Source organism: Streptomyces sp. NPDC046909, from assembly GCF_040644695.1.
Lineage (GTDB): Bacteria > Actinomycetota > Actinomycetes > Streptomycetales > Streptomycetaceae > Streptomyces.
In genome coordinates this window covers 390421-415309 of record NZ_JBEYXC010000009.1, presented here as the reverse complement: position 1 = coordinate 415309, position 24889 = coordinate 390421, and the positions used below count along the sequence as shown (strand labels likewise).

Here is a 24889-nt window from a genome sequence, read left to right as displayed (position 1 = left end):
CGGATCAGGCGCGGCGGCGCAGCAGATGCTCGCGCGCCGCCGCGTCCCCCGGCCCGGCCCGCTCCGCCAGTTTCTCCAGGATCCGCTCCCGGACCTCCGCCGTCCGATGGTTCGCGTACTTGAACTTCGCCCGTACGCCGAGGACTTCGAGCCGCACCCCACGCAGACCGGACAGCAGTCTGCCGTACGGCACCTCGCCGACCGCGACCTCGGCCGAGCCGCCCTCCGGCTGGAAGTGGCCCACCAGACGGTTGAGCAGCGCGGCCTTCTCCGCCGGATCGTCCACGACCCGGGCCCGGCACCGGAGTTGGACCGCCGTGTAGAAGCTGGTCGGCGTGCCGTGCTCGGGCGGACCGGCGGGGTCGGCCTGCCAGGGGCCGGGGACGTACGCGTAGTCGTCGACCACGCTCAGCACGACCTCCGGGTTCGCGTGCAACGCGGCCCATATCGGGTTCGGCCGGGCCAGGTGCGTGAGGACCACTCCGCCCTCTCCGCCGTCGCCGCCCTCTCCGCTGTCGCCGCCCTCGGCGTCGTACAAGAAGTGCAGTGGCTGTGCGAAGGGCGGCTCGCCGTCGAGGCCGTTGACGACCAGCGTGCCGAAGTCGTGCGCGGCGAGCCACTGTTGCCACTCGGCGTCCTCGCGGGGCGCGTCCCAGGGGTGGATGAGCATCAGAGGGTCTTGAGGTAGTCCGGGAGTTCGGTCCCCGGAGCCAGGAGGGCGTCGGCGACCGGTGCCTCGTAGCCCTTGCGCAGCGGGACGAGGCCGGCCCAGTGGGGGAGTTCGAGGTCCTCGGGCTCGTCGTTCACGCCGCCCGTGCGCATCTTCGCGGAGACCTCGTTGAGGTCGAGCCGGATCACCGCGGTGGCGGCCAGTTCCTTCTTGTTGGCGCCCCGGTAGTCACGGGACCGGCCGTCCACGATGTGGTCGACGAGGGCGTGGAGGGCGGTCTCCTTCTCCTCCGGGTCCGTCACGTCGTACGCGACGCCGTGCACCACGACCGACCGGTAGTTGATCGAGTGGTGGAACGCCGAGCGGGCCAGGACCAGCGCGTCCACGTGCGTCACCGTGAGACACACCGGCAGACCGGGGTCGGCCTGGCCGGTCATCCGCAGCGGGCGCGAACCCGTCGAGCCGTGGATGTAGAGCCGCTCGCCGACCCGGCCGTACAGCGTGGGCAGCACCACCGGCGCGCCGTCCCGGACGAAGCCGAGGTGGCCGACGTAGGCCTCGTCGAGTATCGCGTGCACGACCTCCTTGTCGTACGAGGCCCGGTCCGCGGAGCGGGTGGGAACCGTGCGGTCGGTCGCCTGGTAGGCGGCGGTTTGTGACGTCGGCTGCTGGGTTCCCTGCATGGCGGTCTCCATCCACGGTCTTCGGCTTGCGGGCGGTGTTGCACTAGTGCATAGTTTGCTTTGTGCTAGGAGGATACAAGATTCAGGGGCGCGGCGCAGCTGAGATCGCGGCCAGCGTCGAGGGTGCGGTGGGTTCCGGTGACCTGGAACCGGGCCAAATTCTGCCGCCCATGCGGGAGTTGGCGGTCGAGTTGGGGGTGAATCCCAATACAGTCGCGGCCGCGTACCGGATCCTGCGGGAGCGCGGGGTCATCGAGACGGCCGGTCGCCGGGGCAGCCGGGTGCGGCCCCGCCCCGCCACGACCGGGCGTGAGCACATCCGGGTCGAGGCGCCGGAAGGCGTGCGGAACGTGGCGAACGGCAACCCCGACCCCGGCCTGCTGCCACCCCTCGCCGAGGCCTTCGCGGCGGCCGCCCGGCGCAACGACGAGACGCCGGTCCTCTACGGGGAGCCCGCCGTGGAGCCGGAGCTGGCCCGTCTCGCGCGGGCCGCGCTGGACGCCGACGGGGTCCCGGACGGGCCCGTCGAGGTGGCTTCCGGTTCGCTCGACGTGATCGAACGCGTCCTCGCGGCCCATCTCAAACCCGGGGACACCGTCGCCGTCGAGGATCCGGGGTGGGGGAGCCTCCTCGACCTCGTCCCCGCGGTCGGGCTCCGCACGGTTCCCGTGGGCGTGGACGACGAAGGTCCGCTCCCGGATGACGTACGCCGTGCGCTGGAGGCGGGGGCGCGGGCGCTCATCGTCACCTGCCGGGCGCAGAATCCGACCGGTGCGGCGGTGAGTGCGGGGCGGGCGCGGGTGCTGCGGGGGGTGTTGCGGGGCTATCCGGCGGTGCTGCTCATCGAGGACGACCATGGGCACGGGATCGTCGACCTGCCGCTGCATCCGCTGGCCGGGGTCACCCGCAGCTGGGCGTTCGTACGGTCGGCGGCGAAGGCGTACGGGCCTGATCTGCGGCTCGCCGTTTTCACGGGGGACACCGTGACCGTGGACCGGGTGCGGGGGCGGCAGCGGCTCGGGCCGGGGTGGGTGAGCCGGATCGGGCAGCGGGCGTTGGCGGGGTTGTGGGCGCAGGGGGCGGTCGATACCAAGGCGGTGGCGGGGGCGTACGCGGGACGGCGCGACGCGTTGATCGCCGCGCTGGCCGAGCGGGGGGTCGCGGCTCATGGGCGTAGCGGGCTGAATGTATGGATTCCGGTGCCGGATGAGACGGGGGCGGTGGCTCGGCTGTTGCACGCGGGGTGGGCCGTCGCGCCGGGGGCACGGTTCCGGATGAGCGCCGCTCCTGGCATCCGGGTCACTGTCTCGACGCTGGACGACGAGGAGACCGTGCCCTTGGCGGAGGCGATCGCGGCGGCGGTGGGACGAGCCACCGTGCGGGGGTATGTCTAGCGGGCTGTGAGGTGGTGGGTCCGGTGCGGCTGAGCGGGGGCTCGTCGCGCCCCGCGGCGGAGCCGCACATCGATGCGGCCCCGCGCCCCTGTGGGGGCGCTGCGGCGGACCTGCGTCAGAGCCGCGCCCGCCAGGACTATTGCCGCCCCCACCGGTGTCGACCAGCTCAGACTCTCCCCGAGGAGGGCTGTGCCCGCGGTCGTGGCGATGACCGGGATGAAGTAGTTCACCAACTGGGCTGTCGTCGGGCCGACTTCTGCGACCAGGCCGTACTGGAGCAGGACCGCCAAGCCGGTGCCCAGCGCTCCCAAGGCCGCGATCGCCAGCAAGGGCTTCAGGGCGAGGTGAGTCGGCAGGCCCGTGAACAGCGGGGTGACGACCGTCAGTTGCAGGCTCGCCAGCAGCAACTGCGCCCCGGTCATGGCCAGGTGGGAGTGGCCGGCGCCCGCGAGTGTGCGGCGGACGTAGATCCAGCCGATCGGGTAGCTCAGTGAGGCCAGGAGCGCCATTGCCGTGCCCCGCGCGTCCAGGCCGTGGAAGCCCTGCCAGGCGCCCAGGACTGTCAGGACGCCCAGGAAGCCGAGGCCGAGACCGGCGACGCGGGTGCGGGTCGGGCGGTCCTCCGAGAGGGCGATCAGGGACAGGGCCATGCCCCACAGAGGCGAGGTCGCGTTGCAGATGCCCGCGAGCGTGGACGGGATCGTCAGCTCGGCGTAGGCGAAGAGGGAGAAGGGCAGGGCGTTGAGCAGGAAGGCCGCCACGGTGAGGTGGGCCCAGGTGCGTGGCCCGCGCGGCAGTCGCTCCCGCTTCATCGCCATGGCTGCCGCCAGTACCGCCGTGCCGAACAGGAGTCGTCCCAGGGTGACTTGGAAGGGGGCGTAGCCCTCGGTGCCCACCTTGATGAGCAGGAAGCTGAAGCCCCAGATCAGGGCGAGGGCGGCGAAGCGCAGGCGCCAGTCGAGGGTGCGGCTCGGGGATTCGGTGACGGTGCTGGTGGCGGGGGTCATGTGAGCAACCTTGACGTCGGCCACCTCGTAGCACAATCGAGATTTTCGACTCGGTATCTCGTAGCATCGCTTACATGTTGAACCTGGAGCGCCTGCGCACCCTCGACGCCCTCGCCCGGCACGGCTCGGTGAGCGGTGCCGCTGAGGGACTGCACATCACGACGTCCGCCGTCTCGCAGCAGATGTCCAAGCTGGAGCGGGAGGTCGGACAGCAGCTGCTCGCCAAGAACGGGCGCGGGGTGCGGCTCACCGATGCCGGGCGGCTGCTCGCCGAGCACGCGGCGCGCATTCTGTCGCAGGTCGCGCTCGCGCAGTCCGATCTGGAGGCCCAACGCGGGCAGGTCGTCGGGGAGTTGAGGATCTCGGCGTTCCCGACCGCCGCGCGCGGACTGTTCCCCGCCGCCCTCTCGGCGCTCGTCGCGGAGCATCCCGCGCTGCGGGTCCGCTCGTGCGAACTGGAGCCGGAGCTCGGGATCGCCGGGGTGGTGCGCGGCGACCTCGACCTCGCCGTCGTGCTCGACTGGTACAACAAGCCGATGCCGTTGCCCGACGGGTTGGTCAAGGCGTCCGTGCTGGACGACCCGGCGGACGTGGCCATGCCGGTCGGGCATCGGCTCGCCGGCCGGGACGAGGTGGACCTCGCCGAGTTCGCCGGGGACGAGTGGATCACCTGGGGGCAGGGTGAGTTCTGCCACGAGTGGCTGATGTTCACCCTGCGCTCGAAGGGCATCGAACCCATCGTCGGCCACCGCGCCGCCGAGACACATACCCAACTCGGGCTCGTGGCCGCCGGGTTGGGCGTCTGTATCGCCCCGCTCCTCGGGCGGCACCCGATGCCCGAAGGAGTCGTCACCGTCCCGCTCAAGCAGCGGGTCCGACGGCATGTGTACGTCGTCTGGCGCGCGGACGCCGACCGCCGTCCGTCGATCCGGGCGGCGGTCGAGGCACTCCGCGTAGCCGCGACCCGGCTGGGCTGAACAGCAGCCCCAGCCCCACACCGCGGCGCCGGCCGAACGGCCTTACAGCGACGCCAACTTGCGGAAGTCCCAGGACACGATCTTCTCCGGCGTCAGCCGCATCCACGCGTGCCGTCCGTCGTGCGGCATCTCGTCGAGGCCGAAGTTCCTGCGCGCGAACAGCGTCTCGGGGACGTCGAGTTCGGCGTACAGGTCGCCTACGCGAGGCGCCTCGCCCACGAACTCCACGGCCCCCGACAGCTCGACGCCGCGCAGCTCGTCGTACTCCTCGCCGGTGTCGACCACGATCGCGACCCGCGGATCGCGGCGCAGGTCGGTCCAGCGCCTGCTCTTCACCACCGAGTACAGCCACAACGAGGTGCCGTCCCAGGCGAACCAGAGCGTGCTCACATGCGGGGCGCCCTCCTTCGACACGGTGGCGACCCGGCACGTGCGCTGGCTGGCGAGGAACTCGTCCAGCTCGCCCGGCGTCATCATGATCTTCCGGCCCCGGCGCTGAGTGGCGGTCATACGGCCCCCTCTTCCTTCTCCCACGTCGTGCCAGAGGAGAGATCCTCTGACATCACGTCAGAAAAGGATGCGGCGTCTTCCGTCGGCACGCAATGGTGGTTACGCTCCCGCTCCACCGTCGGCGACCGGCGACCAAGGGGGAACTGTGGCGTCCCGCGAACAGCTCGGCGAGCTCCTCGACCCGCGCTCCACGGTGCTGCTCACCGTCGAGTGCCAGCAGGGCGTCGTCGGCCCCGACAGCGCGCTGCCCGAACTCGCCAAGGAGGCACGGCAGTCGGGCACCCTCGCCAACGTGGCCCGGCTGGTGACGGCGGCCCACGAGAGCGGCGTCCAGGTGATCCACGCGATCGCCGAACGCCGCCCCGACGGCCGCGGCGCCAACCACAACGCCCGGCTGTTCCGCGCCGCCGGACGGCTCCCCGTCCAGCAGCTGTCCGGCACCACCGCGGTGCGTGTCGCCGCCCCGATCGAGGTCTTCGAGGAGGACTTCGTCGTACGACGGCTGCACGGGCTGTCGCCGATCCAGGGCACCGACGTCGATCCGCTGCTGCGCAACCTCGGCTGCCGCACCCTCGTCGTCACCGGGGTCTCCGCCAACGTGGCCATCCCCAACACCGTGTTCGACGCGGTCAACCGGGGCTACACCGCCGTGGTCGTCACCGACGCCATCGCCGGGGTGCCCTCCGACTACACCCCCGCGATGATCCGCAACACCCTCGCCCTGGTCGCCACCCTCGCGACCACGGCCGAGGTGCTGGCCTGTCTCACGCGAGCGAGATCGAATCGCCGCTCACACTGATCTTCTCCTCGGGCAGCGGCTGGGTGGCGGGCCCCTTCTTCACGCTGCCGTCGGTCACAGAGAACTCGCTCTTGTGGCAGGGGCAGGTGATGACCCCGTTCGCGATCCCCGTCACCGCACACCCCTGGTGGGTGCACTTCGACGAGAAGGCCTTGTACTCACCCGCCGTGGGCTGGGTGACCACCACCCCCGCGTCCGCGAAGATCTTGCCGCCGCCCTCGGGGATGTCGGACGTCTTGCCGAGCGCGGTCCCGGAGGCCGAGGAGGCCCCGTCGTCGTCCGACCCGCACGCGTTCAGCGTGAGGGCGACGCCCACCGCCCCCACCGCCGCCACGACGGTGCGTCGACTCGGGGCCGAGGTGGGATGAAGCGTTTCGCTGGACATGGAGCCGTCCCCTTCCGCGGTGACCTCGTGAACTGCCCAGGGGTACGGACCCGGCGTGCCGGTTGTTCAGCCACCCCTCGGTAACCTGGGGCGATGCTCAAGGAAGCCATCGCGACCCGCTACATCACGCCCCTGCGGGAGGGCGGCTCGCTGCCGGGGCTCGTCGAGGCCGACGATCTCGGGACGTACGTCATCAAGTTCACCGGCGCCGGACAGGGCCGCAAGACCCTGGTCGCCGAGGTCGTCGTCGGCGAACTCGCGCGCCGCCTCGGCTTCCGGATGCCCGGCCTGGTGACCCTCGGCCTCGACCCGGTGCTCGGCCTCGGCGAACCCGAGCAGCAGGTCCAGGACCTGCTCCGGGCCAGCGGCGGCACCAACCTCGGCATGGACTTCCTCTCCGGCGCCCTCGGCTTCGACCCGCTCGCCTTCACGGTGAGCCCGCGGGAGGCCGGCCGGATCGTCTGGTTCGACGCGCTGGTCAACAACGTCGACCGGTCCTGGCGCAACCCCAACCTGCTGATGTGGCACGGCGATCTGTGGCTCATCGACCACGGCGCGACCATGATCTGGCACCACAACTGGCCCGGCGCCGAGGCATCGGCCGCGCGCCCGTACGACGCCTCGGACCACGCCCTCGCCCGCTTCACCCCGGACGTCGAGACGGCGGCCGCCGACCTCGCCCCCCTCGTCACCGAGGACCTCCTCGCCGAGGTCACCGCCGAGATCCCGGACGTCTGGCTGGCCGACGAGCCGGGCTTCGACACCCCGGACGAGCTGAGAAGGGCGTATGCGCGGCCCCTGCTGGCCCGCGCCACCGTCATCCACGACCGTATCCAGGGGATCAAGTGAGCGAGCGCCACATCCACATGGCCGGCAGTGTGGTCGAGCGCCACATCATCAAGGGCGGCCAGGGAAGCGACCGGGACGTCTTCGAGTACGCCCTGCTGCGCGTCGTCCCGCGCGTCGAGCGCGGCGAGTGCATCAACGCCGGCGTGCTCGTCTACTGCCGCGCGAAGGGGTACGTCGGCGCCCGCACCCACCTCGACGAGGCGCGGCTGCTCGCCCTGGACCCTCAGGCGGACGTGGCCGGGATCCGGGCGGCCCTGGGTGCCGTCGAAGGGGTGTGCGGCGGCGCGGACACCGCAGGTCAGGCGGCCGGGGACGACGCCGGGCGGCGCTTCCGCTGGCTGGTGGCGCCCCGCTCCACGGTCGTCCAGCCGGGACCCGTGCACACCGGGCTCACCACCGATCCGGCGGCCGAGACCGAGCGGCTCCTGGACCTCCTGGTCAGGTAATGGATCACACCCGGGCGGCATGGCGTTGACACCGGGTGCCAGGGCTTCTAGCGTCACGTCTGCTGAAGGTACTAAGCGGTCGCTCACCCATGGGGCCGCACATTCTTCAAGGGCGAGGAGAACGAGCAATGTCCACCACTGAGCAGCGGGTAGCCATCGTCACCGGCGCCGCGCGCGGCATCGGTGCCGCGACCGCCGTACGACTGGCCGCCGAGGGCCGCGCGGTCGCCGTGATCGACCTCGACGAGGCCGCCTGCAAGGACACCGTGGAGAAGATCACCGCGGCGGGCGGCAAGGCGATCGCCGTCGGCGCGGACGTCTCCGACGAGGCCCAGGTCGAGGCGGCCGTCGCGCGCGTGGTCGCCGAGCTCGGCGCCCCGACGATCCTCGTCAACAACGCGGGCGTGCTCCGCGACAACCTGCTGTTCAAGATGAGCGCCTCGGACTGGGACACCGTTCTCAACGTCCACCTGCGCGGCTCGTTCCTGATGACGAAGTACGTCCAGAAGCACATGGTCGACGCCGGCTTCGGCCGCGTGGTCAACCTGTCCTCCTCCTCGGCGCTCGGCAACCGCGGCCAGGCCAACTACTCCGCCGCCAAGGCCGGTCTCCAGGGCTTCACCAAGACCCTCGCCATCGAGCTCGGCAAGTTCGGCATCACCGCCAACGCCGTCGCCCCCGGCTTCATCGCCACCGACATGACCGCCGCCACCGCCGCGCGCGTGGGCATGGGCTTCGAGGAGTTCAAGGCCGCGGCCGCCACCCAGATCCCCGTCGCGCGCGTGGGCGAGCCCGAGGACATCGCCAACGCCATCGCCTTCTTCACCGACGAGGCCGCCGGCTTCGTCTCCGGCCAGGTGCTGTACGTGGCCGGCGGACCGCTCGACTAAGCGATCAAGGGACCTAGGGACCACCGACATGACTGAACTGCCTGAGCTCTCCGGCAAGGTCGCCCTCGTCACGGGCGCCAGCCGGGGCATCGGCTACGGCGTCGCCGAAGCCCTCGTCGCCCGCGGCGACCGCGTGATCATCACCGGCCGCAACGAGGACGCCCTGAAGGAGGCCGTCGAGCAGCTCGGCGCCGACCGCGTCATCGGCGTCGCCGGCAAGGCCCACGACGAGGAGCACCAGGCCGTCGCCGTCGCGCGCGCCATGGAGGCCTTCGGCCGGGTCGACTACCTGGTCAACAACGCCGGTACCAACCCGGTGTTCGGGCCGATCGCCGACCTCGACCTGAACGTGGCCCGCAAGGTGTTCGAGACCAACGTGATCTCGGCGCTCGGCTTCGCCCAGAAGACCTGGCACGCCTGGCAGAAGGACAACGGCGGCGCGATCGTCAACATCGCCTCCGTCGCGGGCATCGCGCCCTCGCCCTTCATCGCCGCGTACGGCGTCAGCAAGGCCGCCATGATCAACCTGACCGAGCAGCTCGCCCATGAGTTCGCGCCCAAGGTGCGGGTCAACGCGATCGCCCCGGCGGTCGTCAAGACCAAGTTCGCGCAGGCCCTGTACGAGGGCCGGGAGGCCGAGGCCGCCGCCTCCTACCCGCTGGGCCGGCTCGGCGTGCCGTCCGACATCGGCGGCGCCGCCGCGTTCCTGACCTCGGCGCAGTCCGACTGGATCACCGGCCAGACGCTCGTCATCGACGGCGGCATCTTCCTCAACGCCGGCGTCGGCTGACCGGAACCGCACATCCCACGGGCGCCACTGGACACCGGTGGCGCCCGTGTCCATGTACAGAACGCGCACAGACCCCTGACACGGTGGTCACAGCACCCCCGAATGTCCACAGGGCGGAGGGCCCGGTTCAGTTCGGGTAAAGCTGCGGTATGGTCTGCCAACCCTTGGTATGGCAGCTCTAGGAGCGTGCGCGTGTTCAACCGGAACAGAGGCCTTCGGCGGATAGCGTCCATCGCGTCCATATCGACCCTGGTGGCCGGATGTGGAGTGTTCTCCTCGGATTCCTCCGACGACGGGGAGGCGATCGTCGTCGGAACCACCAGCGCCCCGGCCACGCTCGACCCCGCGGCCTCCTGGGACAACTCCTGGGAACTGTTCCGCAACGTCTACCAGACGCTCCTCAACTACTCGCCCGGCGGCACCGCCCCCGAGCCCGACGCCGCCGAGAGCTGCGAGTTCACGGACACGTCGAGCACCGAGTACAGCTGCACCCTGCGCGAGGGCCTGAAGTTCTCCAACGGGCACACCCTGGACGCCGACGCCGTCAAGTACTCGATCGACCGGATCAAGAAGATCAACGTCAACGGCGGTCCCGCGGGCCTGCTGGGCACGCTCTCCCGGGTGCAGGTCAAGGGCGACCGCGAGGTCGTCTTCCACCTCAGCCAGCCCGACGCCACCTTCCCGCTGGTGCTCACCACGCCCGCCATGTCGATCGTGGACCCCGAGGACTACTCCGCGACCGCGATCCGCAAGGACGGCCGGATCAGCGGCTCGGGGCCCTACACCCTCGACGGCTTCGACGAGGGCGAGAAGGCCGAACTCGTCCGCAACGACAACTACAAGGGCATCGCGGACCGCAAGAACAGCGCCGTCACCATCCGCTATTTCCAGCAGTCGGACGACATGGTCGAGGCGCTCAGGAACAAGGAGATCTCGGTCATCTACCGCGGTCTCGCCGCCGCCGACACCATCGACATCGAGGACAACCAGCGCGAGGAGGGGCTCCAGCTCGTCGAGAACGCCACCTCCGAGATCAGCTACCTGGTGTTCAACCCCAGCGACCCCTGGTCCGCGAAGCCCGCGGTCCGCAAGGCCGTCGCCCAGATCGTCGACCGCGGGGCACTCGTCCACAAGGTCTACAAGGACACCGTCCAGCCGCTGTACTCGATGGTCCCGGCCGGACTCACCGGCCACACCACGGGCTTCTTCGACGACTTCGGAAACCCCAGCGTGGCCAAGGCCAAGCGGATCCTCACCGAGGCGGGGATCACCGACAAGGTCCCGCTGACCCTCTGGTACACCAGCGACCGCTACGGCTCCACGACCAAGCCCGCCTTCGAGGAGCTGAAGCGGCAGCTGGAGGACTCCGGCCTCTTCACGATCACCCTCAAGAGCCGCCCCTGGAAGACCTACGTCGAGGGCTACCAGAAGGGCGAGTACCCGGTGTTCGGGCGCGGCTGGTTCCCCGACTTCAACGACGCCGACAACTTCATCGCCCCCTTCGTCGGTGAGCAGAACGCGCTCGGCACCCCGTACGACGCCCCCGAGATCACCGGCAAGCTGCTGCCCGAGTCGCGCGCGGAGAGCGACCGCGGGGCCGTCGCCCAGCAGATCGAGGACGCCCAGCAGATCTTCGTCGACGACGCACGGCTGCTGCCGCTGTGGCAGGGCAAGCAGTACGTGGCCGCGGACGAGGAGGTCGGCGGCCTGGAGAACGTCATCGACCCGGCGACCATGATGACGATGTGGGAGCTGTACCGGAAGACCAGCTGGTAGGCGGGGTTTCCCGGGGAGCGCGGTCCGTTGTCAGTGGTCGCCTGTAGGTTCTGAGACCTGAAGCGACCGCACGACATAAGGACGTTGACGTGACCGACACCGCCATGCTGCCCGAGTCCTGGCGCGGGGTCCTGGGCGACGAGCTCCAGCAGCCCTATTTCAAGGAGCTGACCGAGTTCGTCGAGGAGGAGCGGGCGAAGGGTCCCGTCTACCCCCCGCGCGAGGAGGTCTTCGCCGCGCTCGACGCTACGCCCTACGACCAGGTGAAGGTCCTGATCCTCGGTCAGGACCCGTACCACGGCGAGGGCCAGGGCCACGGCCTGTGCTTCTCGGTGCGCCCCGGCGTCAAGACCCCGCCCTCGCTGCGCAACATCTACAAGGAGATGAAGGAGGAGCTGGGCACCCCGGTCCCGGACAACGGCTATCTGCTGCCGTGGGCCCAGCAGGGCGTCCTGCTGCTCAACGCGGTGCTCACCGTCCGCTCCGGCGAGGCGAACTCGCACAAGGGCAAGGGGTGGGAGAAGTTCACCGACGCGGTCATCCGCGCGGTCGCCGAGCGGCCCGACCCGGCGGTCTTCGTGCTGTGGGGCAACTACGCCCAGAAGAAGCTCCCGCTGATCGACGAGAGCCGGCATGTGGTCGTGAAGGGCGCGCACCCCTCGCCCCTGTCGGCGAAGAAGTTCTTCGGCTCCCGCCCGTTCACGCAGATCAACGAGGCGGTCGCCCAGCAGGGTCACGAGGCGATCGACTGGACGATCCCGAACCTGGGCTGACCTGGTGCGGGGCCGGTCCGCCGGGTCGGCCCCGCCTCGCCGGGAATGCCGGTGGCTGCGGTTAGCGTCGGGTGCGACCAGGACGGCCCGAGGGTGTGGAGGACGCGGTGGCGGAGCGACAGGAGCAGACGGCCCCGGATGCCGTGATGACGCGGATCGGGCAGGTCGTCATGCTGCATCACGCGGGCGACCGCGAGGAGGCCCGGCACCGCTTCCTGGACCTCTGGGCGGAGATCGGCGAGACCGGCGACCCGCTGCACCGCTGCACCCTCGCCCACTACATGGCCGACACCCATGACGACCCCTCCGACGAACTCGCCTGGGACCTGCGGGCGTTGACCGCCGCCGAGGAACTCACCGACGACCGCCTCGCCGAGCACGAGGGCGCCCTCGCGGTCCGGGCCCTGTACCCGTCGCTGCACCTGAACCTGGCGGCGGACTATGTGAAGCTCGGCAGCACCGAGGCCGCCCGCACCCATCTCGGGCGCGCACGCCGGGCCGCGGAGACCCTCGGCGACGACAGTTACGGGGACGGCGTCCGGGCGGCGATCAGCCGTCTGGAGCTGCGGCTGGGGGACAGCGGCGGTGGCTGGATGCCGCCACGCCGACGCCCCTGACCCGTTCCGGCTAACGCCCGTAGGTCTGCTCGCAGATCACCGCCTCCGGGCTGTCCTTGCGCCAGCCCCCGTACTGCTTGCCGAGCTTGCACACGTCCGGGTTCTTCGGCACCGACTTGGCGACGTCGGGGATCTCCACCCGCGGCTGCCGCGGGGCCTTGGGGTGCCGCTCCGGATGGGCCGGACCGGGGTGCGGGTGGACGCGGGGGGCCTGTTGCCCGGGTGCCGGTGCGGCGGCGGAGGCGGCGGGGGCCGCGTCCCGGGACACCGGCGCGCTCGGGGCCGCGCGGCGGGACGGCTCGATGAGCTCCAGGGCCTCCTTCGCCGGTGCCTGCACGATCTGCGGCTCGGCCCGGCCGTCCGGGCGGGGCGCCGACGGCTGGGACGGCAGCCCGGCCGGAGGGCCGGGGAGGACTGGGCGCTGGACCGTCACACAGCCGGAGAGGGCCGAGACAGCCACGGTGACCAGGAGCGTTGCGGTCGTCGTCGTTCGATGCACCTGCGCAACTCTGCTGGGTCGCACCGGGTTTGGGACAGCGGACAAGCGCAGGTTGCCCCACACGGGTGATCTCCGGCCCCGTACGGAGGGCGCGCCCCCGGCGAGGCTGACGTCAGTCGCCGGTAGCGCCGTCGAGCCGCTCGCGGATCAGGTCGGCGTGACCGTTGTGACGGGCGTACTCCTCGATCATGTGGGTGTAGATCCACCGCAGACTGAAGCGCTCACCGGTGCGCCGGTGCTTGCCCGCCGACATGTCGTCCAGGGCGAAGCGCGCCGCGTGGCTCCGGGCGACGGCGATCTCGGCCTGCCAGGTGGCGTGGGCCTCCGCCCAGGTGTCCGCCTCGGTGAGACGGAACTCCCCGTCCGGGTCCTCGTCGCTGTAGTAGATCGGCCCCGCACCCTCGTCGGCCAGCACCTTGCGGAACCAGCCCCGCTCGCACTCCGCCAGATGCCGCACCAGCCCCATCAGGGAGAGCGCGGAGGGCTCCACCGCGGCGGTCCTGAGCTGGGCGTCGGTCAGGCCCTCGCACTTCCATGCCAGGGTCTGCCGGTGATAGTCGAGCCAGCCCTCCAGCATGGTCCGTTCGTCGGCGTCGGTGGCGGGTTCCCTGCGCTGCGTCGTCATGCCCGCATCGTGTCCCAACCCGTCCGCCGCGGCCACGTATTTCGGGGCCGTATGCTTCCGTCAGGTCAGGCGCGGGCAAGCGGTAGGGGAAGTCAGTGAAGGTCGGCTGCATCGGACTCGGCGACATCGCACAGAAGGCCTATCTCCCGGTGCTCGGCAGCCTTCCCGCCGTCGAACTCCATCTCCAGACCCGCAACCCCGCCACCCTCACCCGGATCGCCGACGGCCTCCACCTCCCCGAAGGGCAGCGGCACGCGGATCTCGACTCGCTCCTCGCCGAAGACCTCGACGCGGCGTTCGTGCACGCGGCCACCGTCGCCCACCCGGAGATCGTGACACGGCTCCTGGAGGCGGGCGTACCGACGTACGTCGACAAGCCGCTGGCGTACGAACTCGCCGACTCCGAGCGACTGGTGGCGCTCGCCGAGGAGCGCGGGGTGTCCCTCGCCGTCGGCTTCAACCGGCGTTACGCGCCCGGGTACGCGCAGTGCGCCGACCACCCGCGCGAGCTGATCCTCCTCCAGAAGAACCGCATCGGGCTGCCCGAGGAGCCGCGCTCGATGATCCTCGACGACTTCATCCACGTCGTCGACACCCTGCGCTTCCTCGCCCCGGGCCCTGTCGACGACGTGACCGTGCGCGCCCGCGTCGAGGACGGCCTGCTGCACCATGTCGTGCTCCAGCTCTCCGGCGACGGCTTCACGGCGCTCGGGATCATGAACCGGCTCAGTGGCTCGGCCGAGGAGATCCTGGAGGTGTCCGGGCAGGACACCAAGCGCCAGGTGGTCAACCTCGCCGAGGTCATCGACCACAAGGGGCAGCCGACCACGAGGCGCCGCGGGGACTGGGTGCCGGTGGCCCGGCAGCGCGGCATCGAACAGGCCGTGCTGGCCTTCCTCGACGCCGTGCGCGCGGGAAAGGTGCTCAGCGCCCGGGACGCGCTGGCGACCCATGAGCTGTGCGAGCGGGTGGTACGCGCGGTGCGGCAGCGGGCCGCCTGAGCTGCAACGTCTTGACACCCCACCCGGCGGCCCAGGCGGCGACCACGAACAGCGCCACCTGCACCGGCCAGTCGCCGAAGCGGACGTACGGCGTGACCCCGGTGGCCAGCGGCACCTCGTACACCGCCGTCGTACGGGCGCTCGTGCCCAGCCACGAGCCGATGCGCTGTCCCTCCGGGCCGTAGACCGCGGAGACCCCGGTGAGGGTCGCGTGCACCATCGGGCGGCCGGTCTCGGCGGCGCGCAGGGCGGCGAGCGAGGCGTGCTGTTCGGGGGCCCAGCTCTGCTGGAAGGACGAGGTCGCCGACTGGGCGACCAGTACCTCGGCGCCGTCCTGGGCGAGATGCCGGCTCATGTCGGGGAACGCCGACTCGAAGCAGACCATCGGACCGACCTTCAGCCCGTGCCCGACGTCCATCACGACCTGCTCGCTGCCGCGCCGCCGGTCCTCGCCCGCCGCCTTGCCGACCGAGGTCGCCCAGCCGAGCAGCGAGCGGAACGGGACGTACTCGCCGAAGGGCACGAGCCGCATCTTGTCGTAGCGGTCGCCGGTGAGCCCGTCGGGGCCGACGAGCACCGAACTCTTGTAGATGCCGGGCTTGTCGGAGCGCCGGGCGTCGACGTTGACGAGGATGTCGGCGCCGGTCTCGCGGGACAGCGCGGCGAGGCGCCCGGCGAGGTCGGGGCGGTCGCCGAGGTCGTATCCGACACTGCTCTCGCCCCACACGATCAGGTCGACGTCCTGCCCGACGAGGCGCCGGGTGAGCTGTTCCTCGCGGGCGAAGCGTTTGGCGCCGCTGCCGAGCCCGTCGACGACCCCCGGCTGCACGACGGCGATCCGCACGCCGCCGTCGGCGTCCGGACGCGGCGACCACATCCAGGCCGCGGAGGTGACGGCGGCGGTGGCCACGAGCCCGGCCACCGCGGGGACCCGGGACTGCCGGACGGCGACGAGTACGGCGACCGCCACATTGACGGCCACCACCAGGAAGCTGAGCAGCCACACCCCGCCCACCGAGGCCAGCCGCAGCGCCGGCTCCACCTCCCACTGACTCGACCCGAGCATGCCCCACGGCCCGCCCAGTCCCTGGAAGGACCGGACCAGCTCGACCAGCAGCCAGCCCGACGGCAGCACGAGCAGCGCCCCGGCGATCCGGCCGCGCGAGGGCGTCCCGGCGAGGAAGTGACGGACCAGCAGGCCCCAGGGCGCCCACAGCGCGCCGAGGAGGGCCGCGATGACGAGCGTGAACACATGCAGGCTCGGCAGCAGCCAGTGGTGCATCGCCAGCATGAACCCGAACCCGCCCGCCCAGCCGTCGTAGGCCGCCCGCTTCCCGGTCGGCGCGGAGCGGGCCAGCGCGATCCAGGGGACCAGAGCGACGTAGGCGAACCACCACAGGGACGGGGCGGGGAAGGCGAGCACCGGCAGAGCGGCGGCGAGTGCCGCGAGCGCGGAACGCCGCCATGGGGAGGTGAGCCAGCTGCCGAGCGTCTTCATGCGGCGCCTCCCTGCCCCGTGCGTCCCTCCAGTGTGCGCGGTACGGACGCCCCGGGGACAGAGGGCGTCCGCTCAGTTGATCATGGACGGGGTGCGGGGACCGGGAGGCGCCGCCACTTCTCCTGCACGACGACCTCGCGCAGCCGCCAGCCGTCATAGGTGCGCAGCGCCACGAACGCGTAGCGGCCACCGCAGATGAAGTCGGGGGCGGAGGCGTCGCCGTCCTGTTCGATCCTCATGGGATTGACGTAGTCGGCCTGGACGCGGGCCGTGTCGCCCGTGTCGTGGTCCCACTGGCCGAAGGTGACACGCCGGTTGACGATCAGATGCTGCCGCATCGAGAACACCCGCAGACTCTCCGCGAGCCACGCGGCGACCTCCCCGGCGTCCCCCTCGACCCCGCCGGCCGAACGGTAGTCCGCCCGCCCGTCCGGGGTGAACAGCCTCCGGTACGCCGTCCAGTCGCCGTCGTCCACCGCCACCGCGTAGTCGGTGACCAACTCGTCGACGGCCAGCCGGTCCATCACGGTGGCGAGCTCCACACGCTGCGTCATCGGCTCAGTGTTGGGCATGGGACGGGCGGGGCCAAGAGGCGTGCGGAGACATTCGCACGCGTGGGGGCGGCGCCCGCCCGTCGGAGGTGTGGCAGGGGGCTCTTCATGACCCGTCGGCCACCCACGCGGCCGCCACCGGCAGGAAGCGGTGCTCGGTGGCGTGCGCCGCCATCCGGGCGTTCCGCGCCTCGGCCTCGGGACCGTCCGGCAGATGGAACTCCTCGCCCGCGCTCGCGGAACGCGCCTGCATGGAAGTGGCGGTGGCCAGCCGTCGCCGCACATACCGTTCGAGCGCCTCCGGTACGTCGTCGGCGTCCGCGCCCGTCAGACAGTCGCCGAGCACGTCCGCGTCGACGATCGCCTGGGCCGCGCCCTGGGCCTGGAACGGCACCATCGCGTGGGCGCTGTCGCCCAGCAGAGCCACCCGGCCGAGGTTCCAACGGGCGAGCGGGGCCCGGGTGTAGATGCCCCAGCGATACATCCGCCCCGCACGCTCCAGGACCCGCACCACGCGCGCGTCCCAGCCCTCGAACGCCCGCAGCGGCTCCCCCGGTTCCGCCAGCGCGGTCCAGGACTCCTGGGCCGTCTCCGTCCCGAATACGGCGACGACATTGAGGAGTTCACCGCGGCGCAGCCAGTAGTGGACGAAGTGCCGGCCGGGCCCGAGCCAGATCCCGGTGTCCGGCAGATCCAGGTCGGCGACCGCGGCGGTCGGGAGGAGCGCGCGGTAGGCGGCGGTCTTCGAGAACACGGCCTCGTCCGCGCCGAAGAGCCACTGCCGGGCGGCGGACCGGATACCGTCCGCGGCGACGACGAGATCCCCGGTCAGCCGCTCACCGCTCGCCGTCGTCACCGCGGCGGACTTGTCGTCCTGGTCGATGCCCACTACCTCGGTGTCCAGAAGGACGGACCCACCCGGCACCGCCGCGGCCAACGCCTGTTGCAGATCGGCCCGGTGGAGCTGGAGATAGGGCGCCCCGAACACGTCGTCGACCTCGCGCCCCAGCGTGTAGCCGCAGATCTCGGCACCGTTCGACCAGCTCCGGAAGCTCAACTCGCCGCGCGGAGCGGCCTGTTCGGCGACCGCCTCCAGCCGCCCCAGCCGGCGCAGCACCCGTGTGGCGTTGGGGGCGAGCTGGATCCCGGCGCCGAACTCGGTGAACCGCGGGGTCTGTTCGACCAGCACGACCTCATGGCCGCCGCGCCGCAGACTCAGCGCCGCGGCGAGTCCTCCGATGCCCGCGCCTATGACGATCGCTCGCATGGCACGACGGTAGCGAACGGGACTCCGTCGCCGTGCGAGGTATTCGGCCGACGTCAGGGCACTTCGAGCCGGTGGGGGAGGGGATCTTCCAGGGGTGAAGACATCTCCATCATGACAGGTCGGAGGCGGTTTTCGTAGGACGGACGGCACAGCTCTGAAACCTTGTTCGAGCAGGGCTCCGACTCTCAGAATCGCCGTCATGGATGAGGCGGACAAGGTCGATCAGGACGCGGTGTTCAGGGCACGGACGACACTGCTCGCATCGGCGTCGAGCGTCGAGCAGCGGGTCGAGGCGTACCGCGTGCTGGCGGTGGTGAACCCGTTGGTGTATCTGCCGAGACTGACCGAGGCGCTGATCTCGTACGCGTGCGCGTACGAGATCCGGGATCTGCCCGACGTGGCGCTGGCCCGGGACATCGAGGCAGTGGCCACCGCACGGCGTATCGACGAGAGCGTTCCTACGCGGACCGAGCTGCTCGTGCGGGCCCTGTCCGGCTATCTGGGGGAGCTGTACCGCGCCGGTCGCCGGGCGGAGGCGCTTGCGGTCTGCGAGGAGATGGCCGCGGCCGGCCGGTGGGGATACGAGCACGGGTACGAGAAGTATCCGGCGTACGGGTGCTGGGCCTTGGCGGTGGCGTTGGCCGAGGAGGGACGGCACGGCGAGGCGGCGGAGATCCGCGAGCTGATGGTCGGGTGGGAGCGGGAATCCGGCAGAAGGATCTCGTTCTGGAAGGGAGTCGGGTGGATGGCCGAACTGGCGGCCGCCGGACGGCACGAAGCGGCTCTGGAGGCCTTCGCGGAACTGGTGGACACCACACGCGCCGAAGCCGACGCGGAAACCGCTCCGCTGGCGGCCCTGGTCTACGTACTGGTCCACCATGCGGACATGCTGTCCGCGGCAGGCCGGCCGGGGGAGGCACGAGCGGCCCGGCAGGAGGCCCTCGGCGTCCTCACCGAACTGGAACACACCGGGGAGCGCCGGAACCGGGGCACCGGCTGGCACTGGTGGGTCAGACTGCTCACTCTGTCGGGCCGGCCGGCGGAACCCGCCCCGACCCGGGACGCGTCGGCGCCCGCGTTCGGGGAGGAGCCGGGAAATTGGTCGCCCGACGTCAGGAAGGCGTACTTCGACGGAGTGAGGCCCTTGGAGAAACAGGTCGCCACGGCGCGGCAGGACCCGTCCGTTCCGCTCCCCGAACTGATTGCCCTGCACCGCAGACTGACCGTCCGCACCGCCTGGTGTCTGGAGCATCGGGACCGCGAGCTGAGGCCTCTGCGCCCCGCCGTCGACGAGGGCGTGGCGCTGGCCCGCCGGCTCGGCGAACGCGAGGTGCTGGGCCGGGCCTTGACGGACCGTTCGATGTTCCTGGTCGCCGCCAAGCAGTACGGCGAGGCCCACGAGGACTTCCGTGAGGTCTGCGAGCTCCTCGACCGGTGACCCGTGAGGTCAGCGGGCCGCGCGCAGCCGCTCGAACGCGGTCGGCGTGGGGCGCGTGGGCAGGAACTCCTTGATGCGCAGGGCGCATTCCCGCGGGGTGGCGAGGCTCGTGTCGTACTCGACGTCGTACACCCCGTGGGAGTGCACCTGCTCCATCTGCCGCGCCGCGAGCCCGGGCGGCCGGTCACCCCGCTCACGCTCCCGGCGGGCCAGCTCCTCGGGGGGACAGTGCACACCGACGAGCACCACGTCCCGGGGTGCGAAGAGCGAGAGACAGTCGTCGAGCCGCCACCGCGCGCTCAGCACATGATCGACGACGACGTTGTTCCCCGCGGCCGCCATCCCCGCGACCGCGCGGTGAAACCCCTGCCAGGTGCGGTGCAGCACCGTGCCCACCTCCTCCTCGGGTACGGGCGCGCTCGACCGCATCGCGTGGAACGCGTCCACGGGCATGTGGAAGTACGGTTCGTCGAGGATCCGCAGCAACTCGGCGGCGATGCTCGACTTGCCCGAGCTGGACGTGCCGTTGAGGAAGATGACGAGGCCTTGGCGCGGGGGGACGCTGTCGAGGTGCTCCATGGAATGGATCTTAGGTGGGGCGGTGATGGGGGATGATCGGCCGGTGACGTACGCCGCTTCCTTCCGCCACCAGTCCTGGGGCGAGGGCAGCTACGAGCTGGGCATAGAGGTCGGTTCGACGGAGGACTCCGGGCTTGAGGCCGTCCTCGTCGCGGTGTGGACCGCGGCGGGTGCGGAGGGCTGCTATGGGCATGGCGACCGGGAGCCGGAGGAGCAGGAGTCCGTGCCGTGCACGGTGGCCTCGCTGGAGGAGTTCGGGCGACTCTACGGGCGGGTCCGGCTGCCGTCGGGAGAGCTTGTCGCGTGCGAGGTGATGGTGGTCCGCTGCGGTGACGACGACGGTGGCGGCGACTGGCTGGACTTCGGGGTGCCCCTGAGCGCTCTGGACGCGGTCGGGGTCCGGTACTCGGACGGTCGGCCGCTCTACCGGTCCGCGGTCATGGACGACTGGCTGGCCGCCATCGCCGTGGACGCGTTCCGCACCGCGTCCTTCAGCCTCGGAGCGGTCGGATGGAACATCTCCGGGCTGGCCGACGCCGGGGAGTTGGGCGGGGTGATGCCCGAGAAGCGGGGGATGGGCTATCTGCTGCCGCGCGACGGGGTCCTGCACTACGGCGCCGCCAACGACTGAGCGGTGAGCGGGGGTTCAGGCCGCCTCGATCACGTTCCCCCGGATCGCGGCCGCCCACTCGACCACCAGCAGCTCGTACTCCTCGCGCTCCTGGGCGGACAGCGAACCACCGGCTCGCAGCCACAGCGCGCGGATCTGCTCGTTTAACTCGGCAGCAGACCGCACGGAACCAGAGGCCATGGAATCGGGGAACATGCGGACCAGCCTAAGGGCAGGAACTGACACTCCGCTACCGAATGGCTACGCGCAACGTATGTGATGGGTCACGGAGTTCGCTGTGCGATCTTGTTGGTTCCGCTGTGCGTCAGCCCGCCGACTCCGCCGCGTGCGGGCTCAGCCCGCCGAACGTCACCAGCAGGATGATGACGATCCCGAGCGCGATGCGGTACCAGACGAACGGCATGAAGCTCTTGGTGGAGATGAACTTCATGAACCACGCAATGACGACATATCCGACGACGAACGCGATGACCGTCGCGAAGATGGTCGGAGCCCAGTCGACATGACCGCCCTCCAGCGCGTCCTTCGTCTCGAACAGCCCCGACGCGAGCACGGCGGGAATGGCGAGGAGGAAGGAGTAGCGGGCCGCGGCCTCGCGCTTGTAGCCCATGAAGAGGCCGCCGCTGATCGTGGCACCGGACCGTGAGACGCCCGGGATGAGGGCGCAGGCCTGGCAGAGGCCGAAGATCAGGCCGTCCTTCACGCCCAGGTCTTCCAGGGACTTGCGCTGCTTGGCCGCGCGGTGCTTGCCGCCCGCCTCGTCGCGGGCGGCCATGCGGTCGGCGATGCCGATGATGATGCCGACCACGATCAGCATGGTCGCCGTGATCCGCAGATCGCGGAACGGCCCCTCGATCTGGTCCTTGAGCGTCACACCGAGCACACCGATCGGGATCGAGCCGACGATCACCAGCCAGCCCATCTGGGCGTCGTGGTCGCCGCGCATCTCCTTGTTGAACAGCGACCTGGTCCACGCCGAGATGATCCGCCCGATGTCCTTGCGGAAGTAGATCAGTACCGCCGCCTCGGTGCCGATCTGCGTGATCGCGGTGAAGGCCGCCCCCGGGTCCTTCCAGCCGGAGAAGGCCGCCGTCAGGCGCAGATGCGCGCTGGAGGAGACGGGGAGGAACTCGGTCAGCCCCTGGACGAGTCCGAGGATGAAGGATTCAAACCAAGACATGAAGGTGGAAAGTCCAAGCGCTGATCGGAGGAGGGCGACGGGCACACCGAGCCGTGAGGGCGCGGTGATCACGGGTGTGGAGGGCAGCCTAGCGGCCCCAAGTGACGGGCCTGGCACAGGGTGCTCGCCCGGCGCCGGTGAGCAGGGGGTACGAGCTGTTGACCGGCCAGGGTGCGGCCGCTTAGGTTGCTGCGGAGAGAAAGCGCTTGCTGCACGGTCGGCAGATGTCGGCGCTTTCCGTCGTTCGTCCGAGGAGTGCTGATCGCGTCCATGTCACCCACCACTCCCTACGACGGCCGTCGCATCAGGGCCGCGGTCATCGGCACCGGTGCCATCGCCCGGGGCTCCCATCTGACCGCGCTCAGCGCGCTCGCCGCGGAGGGCGAGGTCGAGGTGGTCGCCGCCGTTGACATCGATGCCAAGGCCGTCGAGGAGTTCTGCGCGGCCGGCGGTGTCCCGCACGCCTACACCGACCTGGACCGCATGCTGCGCGAGCAGTGCCCCGACCTCGTCAGCATCTGCACCCCGCCGACCCTGCACCGCGACCAGACCGTCGCCGCGCTGCGCGCCGGGGCCTGGGTCTGGTGCGAGAAGCCGCCGGTGCCGACGCTGGCCGACTACGACGCGGTGGAGGCGGAGGAAGGTGTGGAGAGCGGGCCGTACTCCTCCATCGTTTTCCAGCACCGATTCGGTTCAGGCACCCGCCATGTGCGCCGGCTGCTCGACGAGAGGGCCCTGGGCCGCCCGCTCGTCGCGCACTGCCAGACCACCTGGTACCGCGACACCGCGTACTACGCCGTCCCCTGGCGTGGCCGCTGGGCGACCGAGAGCGGGGGCCCCGCGATGGGCCACGGCATCCACCAGATGGACCTCCTCCTCGACCTCCTCGGCCCGTGGAGCGAGGTCCGCGCCATGGCCGGGCGGCTGGTGCACGACGTGGAGACCGAGGACGTCTCCACCGCCCTGGTCCGCTTCGAGAACGGCGCGCTGGCGACCGTCGTGAACAGCGTCCTGAGCCCCGACGAGGTCAGCCGCATCCGCATCGACTGCGAGCGCGCGACCGTCGAACTCACCCATCTGTACGGTCACAGCAACGACAACTGGGCCATCACCCCGGCACCCGGCATCCCCGCCGAAGAGCTCGCCGCCTGGCGGGACTTCGGCGCCGACGTGCCCAGCTCGCACCTGGAGCAGCTGCGCGAGCTCGTCGCCAGCATGCGCGCGGGGGAGCGGCCGAGGAGCAGCGGCGCCGACGGACGTGGCAGCCTGGAGCTGATCGCCGCGCTCTACAAGTCGGCGTTCACCGATGTCACGGTCAAGGCGGGCGAGATCGGCCCCGGCGATCCGTTCTACACGGCCATGCACGGGAACACGCCCGGCTGGGCCCCCGTCGTCAGCGAGGAGGTGCCCGTATGACCGGGCTGCGCATCGTCCACGCGCACGGCGACCGCATCACCGTGACCGACCCGGCCACCGGCGTCGAGCTCCTCGCCTACGTCTACCGCCCGGAGGCGGCCTGGGAGGCCCCGAAGCCGTACATCCACCCGCTGCGGACGCTCGCAGGCGACATCGTCACCGACTACCGGCCCAACGACCACCGCTGGCACAAGGGCCTGTCCCTGACCGCCTCGCACCTGTCGGGCGCCAACCTGTGGGGCGGCAACTCGTACGTGCACGGCGAGGGCTACCTCGAACTCCCCGAGCGGGTCGGCTCGATGGCCCACGCCGGCTTCGACGAGGTCTCCGCGGACGGCGACCGGGTCGTCATCGCCGAGCGGCTCACCTGGCACCCGTACAGCGGCGAGCTGTGGGCCGACGAGCGGCGCCGGATCGAGATCCACGACGTCGACCAGAACTCCCGTTCCTGGGCGCTGACCTGGACCAGCGCGATCACCAACCGCCGTGACGTACCGCTGGTCTTCGGCAGCCCCACCACCGCCGGGCGCGAACTCGCCGGATACACCGGCCTGTTCTGGCGCGGCCCGCGCGCCTTCCGCGACGGCCGCATCCTCGCGCCGGACGCCGAGGGCCCCGGCCTCCTCGGCGAACAGGCCCCCTGGCTGGCCCTCTCCGGCGAGCACGACGGCACCGACGGCCACGCCACCCTCGTCTTCGAGCACGCCCCCGAGAACGACCACCTCGGCACCGAAGGCGCCCATCCGGCCCACTGGTTCGTCCGCAACGAGCCGTGGGCCGGCGTGGCCCCTTCGTGGGCCTTCTACGACGAGTTCGAACTCGCCCCCGGCGACACCCTCACCCGCCGCTACCGCGTCGTCGTGGCCGACGGCGCCTGGGAGCGGGAGGAGATCGCCAAGTACCTGGAGGCACACCCCTGGTGACCGCTTACGAAGGCCTGCCCGGCGGGGTCGCCGTCTCGCACCTGCGCGTGTACGACTGGCCCGCCGCCGACGGTGTCTCCGGCGGAACTCCCCATCTGCACCTGACCTGTTCGGAGGCGTACGTCGTCACCGGCGGCCGGGGTTCGGTGCAGACCCTCACGACGTCCGGGTACGAGGTCACGCCCCTCGTACCCGGCACGGTCGCCCGGTTCACGCCGGGCACCATCCACCGGCTGGTCAACGAGGACGATCTGCGCATCACCGTCCTCATGCAGAACAGCGGCCTTCCGGAAGCGGGCGACGCGGTGCTCACGCTGCCGCCGGAGCACCTGACCGACCCGGAGACGTACGCCGCCGCGACCGCCATCCCGGCGGACGCCCCGGAGGCGGAACGGGAGCGGATCGCGCGGGCCCGCCGCGACCTGGCCCTGGAGGGCTACCGGGCGCTGCGGGAGGCCCCCGAGGGGCTCGCCGCCTTCCATCGCGCGGCCGCCGCCCTCGTACGGCCCCGGCTCGCCGAGTGGCGCGAGCGGTGGCTCAGGGGCGCCGCCGCGGCCGCCGCGGCCACGGGGAAGCAGCTCGACCGTCTCGAACGGGGCGACCTCTCCCACCTCGCCGACGCCGTCGTACGGTCGGAACAGCCCTCGGAGCACGGCAGGTTCGGGATGTGCGGGCGGCTGGACGTCTACCAGGGCGACTGAGCCGCGCCGCGGTC

At 71.2% G+C, this 24889-nt stretch carries 29 protein-coding genes; 16 read left to right on the top strand and 13 right to left on the bottom strand.

Annotated elements, in window-relative coordinates:
• Nucleotides 1-4 precede the first annotated feature (4 nt).
• Both ABZ928_RS30170 and ABZ928_RS30165 read right to left on the bottom strand, forming a co-directional pair.
• Nucleotides 5-670, bottom strand: a complete 666-nt coding sequence (locus ABZ928_RS30170; protein ID WP_361525683.1) for an FMN-binding negative transcriptional regulator — start codon at nt 668-670, stop codon at nt 5-7.
• On the bottom strand, nt 670-1353 hold the full coding sequence (locus ABZ928_RS30165; protein WP_361525680.1) for a pyridoxamine 5'-phosphate oxidase family protein: 684 nt from the start codon (nt 1351-1353) through the stop codon (nt 670-672). Before ABZ928_RS30165 ends, ABZ928_RS30170 begins: the two co-directional genes overlap by 1 nt.
• A gap of 62 nt (nt 1354-1415) precedes the next feature.
• Between ABZ928_RS30165 and ABZ928_RS30160 the strand changes: the two genes are divergently transcribed.
• Complete coding sequence (locus ABZ928_RS30160) at nt 1416-2747, top strand: aminotransferase class I/II-fold pyridoxal phosphate-dependent enzyme (RefSeq protein WP_361525677.1); 1332 nt, start codon at nt 1416-1418, stop codon at nt 2745-2747.
• Here ABZ928_RS30160 and ABZ928_RS30155 read toward each other — a convergent pair.
• A complete protein-coding gene (locus ABZ928_RS30155) occupies nt 2744-3754 on the bottom strand; it encodes a DMT family transporter (protein WP_361525674.1) in 1011 nt (336 codons plus the stop codon). The two genes, ABZ928_RS30160 and ABZ928_RS30155, sit on opposite strands and share 4 nt — an antisense overlap.
• Nucleotides 3755-3828: 74 nt before the next feature.
• On the opposite strand from ABZ928_RS30155, the gene ABZ928_RS30150 reads away from it, so the two are divergent.
• A complete protein-coding gene (locus ABZ928_RS30150) occupies nt 3829-4731 on the top strand; it encodes a LysR family transcriptional regulator (protein WP_361525671.1) in 903 nt (300 codons plus the stop codon).
• Nucleotides 4732-4773: 42 nt separating this feature from the next.
• Here ABZ928_RS30150 and ABZ928_RS30145 read toward each other — a convergent pair whose 3' ends face one another.
• Nucleotides 4774-5241, bottom strand: a complete 468-nt coding sequence (locus ABZ928_RS30145) for a pyridoxamine 5'-phosphate oxidase family protein (RefSeq protein WP_361525668.1) — start codon at nt 5239-5241, stop codon at nt 4774-4776.
• A gap of 145 nt (nt 5242-5386) precedes the next feature.
• Between ABZ928_RS30145 and ABZ928_RS30140 the strand changes: the two genes are divergently transcribed.
• On the top strand, nt 5387-6040 hold the full coding sequence (locus tag ABZ928_RS30140) for a cysteine hydrolase (protein ID WP_361525665.1): 654 nt from the start codon (nt 5387-5389) through the stop codon (nt 6038-6040).
• Here ABZ928_RS30140 and ABZ928_RS30135 read toward each other — a convergent pair.
• Nucleotides 6006-6425, bottom strand: coding sequence for a Rieske (2Fe-2S) protein (locus ABZ928_RS30135; protein ID WP_361525661.1), 420 nt, complete (start codon nt 6423-6425; stop codon nt 6006-6008). The two genes, ABZ928_RS30140 and ABZ928_RS30135, sit on opposite strands and share 35 nt — an antisense overlap.
• A gap of 93 nt (nt 6426-6518) precedes the next feature.
• Between ABZ928_RS30135 and ABZ928_RS30130 the strand changes: the two genes are divergently transcribed.
• The 7 genes from ABZ928_RS30130 (at nt 6519) to ABZ928_RS30100 (ending at nt 12566) form a co-directional block, all read left to right on the top strand.
• Nucleotides 6519-7274: a HipA family kinase gene (locus ABZ928_RS30130; protein WP_361525658.1), complete on the top strand. Its 756-nt coding sequence runs from the start codon at nt 6519-6521 to the stop codon at nt 7272-7274.
• Complete coding sequence (locus ABZ928_RS30125; protein ID WP_361525655.1) at nt 7271-7720, top strand: DUF3037 domain-containing protein; 450 nt, start codon at nt 7271-7273, stop codon at nt 7718-7720. Before ABZ928_RS30130 ends, ABZ928_RS30125 begins: the two co-directional genes overlap by 4 nt.
• Nucleotides 7721-7848: 128 nt before the next feature.
• Nucleotides 7849-8610 carry a 3-oxoacyl-ACP reductase FabG gene (gene fabG, locus ABZ928_RS30120; protein WP_361525652.1) on the top strand — a complete coding sequence of 254 codons (762 nt, stop codon included), beginning with the start codon at nt 7849-7851 and terminating at the stop codon, nt 8608-8610.
• A gap of 28 nt (nt 8611-8638) precedes the next feature.
• Entirely contained in the window at nt 8639-9400 is a 762-nt protein-coding gene (locus ABZ928_RS30115) for an SDR family oxidoreductase (protein WP_361525649.1), read from the top strand.
• Nucleotides 9401-9592: 192 nt separating this feature from the next.
• Entirely contained in the window at nt 9593-11176 is a 1584-nt protein-coding gene (locus ABZ928_RS30110; RefSeq protein WP_361525646.1) for an ABC transporter substrate-binding protein, read from the top strand.
• Nucleotides 11177-11265: 89 nt separating this feature from the next.
• Nucleotides 11266-11949: a uracil-DNA glycosylase gene (locus tag ABZ928_RS30105; RefSeq protein WP_361525643.1), complete on the top strand. Its 684-nt coding sequence runs from the start codon at nt 11266-11268 to the stop codon at nt 11947-11949.
• A gap of 107 nt (nt 11950-12056) precedes the next feature.
• Nucleotides 12057-12566, top strand: a complete 510-nt coding sequence (locus ABZ928_RS30100) for a hypothetical protein (RefSeq protein WP_361525640.1) — start codon at nt 12057-12059, stop codon at nt 12564-12566.
• A 10-nt stretch (nt 12567-12576) separates the two neighbouring features.
• Here ABZ928_RS30100 and ABZ928_RS30095 read toward each other — a convergent pair whose 3' ends face one another.
• Together ABZ928_RS30095 and ABZ928_RS30090 are read right to left on the bottom strand one after the other, a co-directional pair.
• Nucleotides 12577-13065, bottom strand: coding sequence for a hypothetical protein (locus ABZ928_RS30095; RefSeq protein WP_361525637.1), 489 nt, complete (start codon nt 13063-13065; stop codon nt 12577-12579).
• 112 nt (nt 13066-13177) lie between these two features.
• Entirely contained in the window at nt 13178-13690 is a 513-nt protein-coding gene (locus tag ABZ928_RS30090) for a DinB family protein (protein ID WP_361525634.1), read from the bottom strand.
• Between the two features lie 95 nt (nt 13691-13785).
• On the opposite strand from ABZ928_RS30090, the gene ABZ928_RS30085 reads away from it, so the two are divergent.
• On the top strand, nt 13786-14691 hold the full coding sequence (locus ABZ928_RS30085) for a Gfo/Idh/MocA family oxidoreductase (protein ID WP_361525631.1): 906 nt from the start codon (nt 13786-13788) through the stop codon (nt 14689-14691).
• Here the strand turns inward: ABZ928_RS30085 and lnt are convergent.
• The 3 genes from lnt to ABZ928_RS30070 form a co-directional block, all read right to left on the bottom strand.
• Complete coding sequence (gene lnt / locus ABZ928_RS30080) at nt 14615-16189, bottom strand: apolipoprotein N-acyltransferase (protein WP_361525628.1); 1575 nt, start codon at nt 16187-16189, stop codon at nt 14615-14617. The genes ABZ928_RS30085 and lnt overlap by 77 nt on opposite strands.
• A gap of 80 nt (nt 16190-16269) precedes the next feature.
• Nucleotides 16270-16743 (bottom strand): nuclear transport factor 2 family protein, encoded by a 474-nt coding sequence (locus ABZ928_RS30075; RefSeq protein WP_361525626.1) that lies wholly within the window; start codon nt 16741-16743, stop codon nt 16270-16272.
• A 103-nt stretch (nt 16744-16846) separates the two neighbouring features.
• Nucleotides 16847-18007, bottom strand: coding sequence for an FAD-dependent monooxygenase (locus tag ABZ928_RS30070; RefSeq protein ID WP_361525623.1), 1161 nt, complete (start codon nt 18005-18007; stop codon nt 16847-16849).
• A 199-nt stretch (nt 18008-18206) separates the two neighbouring features.
• Here ABZ928_RS30070 and ABZ928_RS30065 point away from each other — a divergent pair, with 199 nt between their 5' ends.
• A complete protein-coding gene (locus ABZ928_RS30065; protein ID WP_361525620.1) occupies nt 18207-19445 on the top strand; it encodes a hypothetical protein in 1239 nt (412 codons plus the stop codon).
• A 9-nt stretch (nt 19446-19454) separates the two neighbouring features.
• On the opposite strand, the gene ABZ928_RS30060 is transcribed toward ABZ928_RS30065, so the two are convergent.
• Nucleotides 19455-20024, bottom strand: coding sequence for an AAA family ATPase (locus tag ABZ928_RS30060; protein WP_361525617.1), 570 nt, complete (start codon nt 20022-20024; stop codon nt 19455-19457).
• A 43-nt stretch (nt 20025-20067) separates the two neighbouring features.
• Here ABZ928_RS30060 and ABZ928_RS30055 point away from each other — a divergent pair, with 43 nt between their 5' ends.
• On the top strand, nt 20068-20655 hold the full coding sequence (locus ABZ928_RS30055; RefSeq protein WP_361525614.1) for a hypothetical protein: 588 nt from the start codon (nt 20068-20070) through the stop codon (nt 20653-20655).
• A 15-nt stretch (nt 20656-20670) separates the two neighbouring features.
• Here ABZ928_RS30055 and ABZ928_RS30050 read toward each other — a convergent pair whose 3' ends face one another.
• On the bottom strand, nt 20671-20850 hold the full coding sequence (locus tag ABZ928_RS30050) for a hypothetical protein (RefSeq protein ID WP_361525611.1): 180 nt from the start codon (nt 20848-20850) through the stop codon (nt 20671-20673).
• A 109-nt stretch (nt 20851-20959) separates the two neighbouring features.
• Nucleotides 20960-21835 carry an undecaprenyl-diphosphate phosphatase gene (locus ABZ928_RS30045; RefSeq protein WP_361525608.1) on the bottom strand — a complete coding sequence of 292 codons (876 nt, stop codon included), beginning with the start codon at nt 21833-21835 and terminating at the stop codon, nt 20960-20962.
• Between the two features lie 270 nt (nt 21836-22105).
• Here ABZ928_RS30045 and ABZ928_RS30040 point away from each other — a divergent pair, with 270 nt between their 5' ends.
• From ABZ928_RS30040 to ABZ928_RS30030, 3 genes are read left to right on the top strand one after another with little or no spacing between them, the layout of a single operon-like run.
• Nucleotides 22106-23251: a Gfo/Idh/MocA family oxidoreductase gene (locus tag ABZ928_RS30040; RefSeq protein ID WP_361525605.1), complete on the top strand. Its 1146-nt coding sequence runs from the start codon at nt 22106-22108 to the stop codon at nt 23249-23251.
• Nucleotides 23248-24174 carry a PmoA family protein gene (locus tag ABZ928_RS30035; protein WP_361525602.1) on the top strand — a complete coding sequence of 309 codons (927 nt, stop codon included), beginning with the start codon at nt 23248-23250 and terminating at the stop codon, nt 24172-24174. Before ABZ928_RS30040 ends, ABZ928_RS30035 begins: the two co-directional genes overlap by 4 nt.
• A complete protein-coding gene (locus ABZ928_RS30030; protein ID WP_361525870.1) occupies nt 24168-24875 on the top strand; it encodes a cupin in 708 nt (235 codons plus the stop codon). Before ABZ928_RS30035 ends, ABZ928_RS30030 begins: the two co-directional genes overlap by 7 nt.
• Nucleotides 24876-24889: the final 14 nt, after the last annotated feature.

Excerpts from the sequence above, each read along its gene's own strand:
- ABZ928_RS30170 (WP_361525683.1), bottom strand. The coding sequence starts at position 670 with ATGCTCATCCACCCCTGGGACGCGCCCCGCGAGGACGCCGAGTGGCAA.
- ABZ928_RS30165 (WP_361525680.1), bottom strand. The coding sequence starts at position 1,353 with ATGCAGGGAACCCAGCAGCCGACGTCACAAACCGCCGCCTACCAGGCG.
- ABZ928_RS30155 (WP_361525674.1), bottom strand. The coding sequence starts at position 3,754 with ATGACCCCCGCCACCAGCACCGTCACCGAATCCCCGAGCCGCACCCTC.
- ABZ928_RS30150 (WP_361525671.1), top strand. The coding sequence starts at position 3,829 with ATGTTGAACCTGGAGCGCCTGCGCACCCTCGACGCCCTCGCCCGGCAC.
- ABZ928_RS30145 (WP_361525668.1), bottom strand. The coding sequence starts at position 5,241 with ATGACCGCCACTCAGCGCCGGGGCCGGAAGATCATGATGACGCCGGGC.
- ABZ928_RS30135 (WP_361525661.1), bottom strand. The coding sequence starts at position 6,425 with ATGTCCAGCGAAACGCTTCATCCCACCTCGGCCCCGAGTCGACGCACC.
- ABZ928_RS30130 (WP_361525658.1), top strand. The coding sequence starts at position 6,519 with ATGCTCAAGGAAGCCATCGCGACCCGCTACATCACGCCCCTGCGGGAG.
- fabG (WP_361525652.1), top strand. The coding sequence starts at position 7,849 with ATGTCCACCACTGAGCAGCGGGTAGCCATCGTCACCGGCGCCGCGCGC.
- ABZ928_RS30115 (WP_361525649.1), top strand. The coding sequence starts at position 8,639 with ATGACTGAACTGCCTGAGCTCTCCGGCAAGGTCGCCCTCGTCACGGGC.
- ABZ928_RS30090 (WP_361525634.1), bottom strand. The coding sequence starts at position 13,690 with ATGACGACGCAGCGCAGGGAACCCGCCACCGACGCCGACGAACGGACC.
- lnt (WP_361525628.1), bottom strand. The coding sequence starts at position 16,189 with ATGAAGACGCTCGGCAGCTGGCTCACCTCCCCATGGCGGCGTTCCGCG.
- ABZ928_RS30075 (WP_361525626.1), bottom strand. The coding sequence starts at position 16,743 with ATGACGCAGCGTGTGGAGCTCGCCACCGTGATGGACCGGCTGGCCGTC.
- ABZ928_RS30070 (WP_361525623.1), bottom strand. The coding sequence starts at position 18,007 with ATGCGAGCGATCGTCATAGGCGCGGGCATCGGAGGACTCGCCGCGGCG.
- ABZ928_RS30065 (WP_361525620.1), top strand. The coding sequence starts at position 18,207 with ATGGATGAGGCGGACAAGGTCGATCAGGACGCGGTGTTCAGGGCACGG.
- ABZ928_RS30060 (WP_361525617.1), bottom strand. The coding sequence starts at position 20,024 with ATGGAGCACCTCGACAGCGTCCCCCCGCGCCAAGGCCTCGTCATCTTC.
- ABZ928_RS30050 (WP_361525611.1), bottom strand. The coding sequence starts at position 20,850 with ATGTTCCCCGATTCCATGGCCTCTGGTTCCGTGCGGTCTGCTGCCGAG.
- ABZ928_RS30045 (WP_361525608.1), bottom strand. The coding sequence starts at position 21,835 with ATGTCTTGGTTTGAATCCTTCATCCTCGGACTCGTCCAGGGGCTGACC.
- ABZ928_RS30040 (WP_361525605.1), top strand. The coding sequence starts at position 22,106 with ATGTCACCCACCACTCCCTACGACGGCCGTCGCATCAGGGCCGCGGTC.
- ABZ928_RS30035 (WP_361525602.1), top strand. The coding sequence starts at position 23,248 with ATGACCGGGCTGCGCATCGTCCACGCGCACGGCGACCGCATCACCGTG.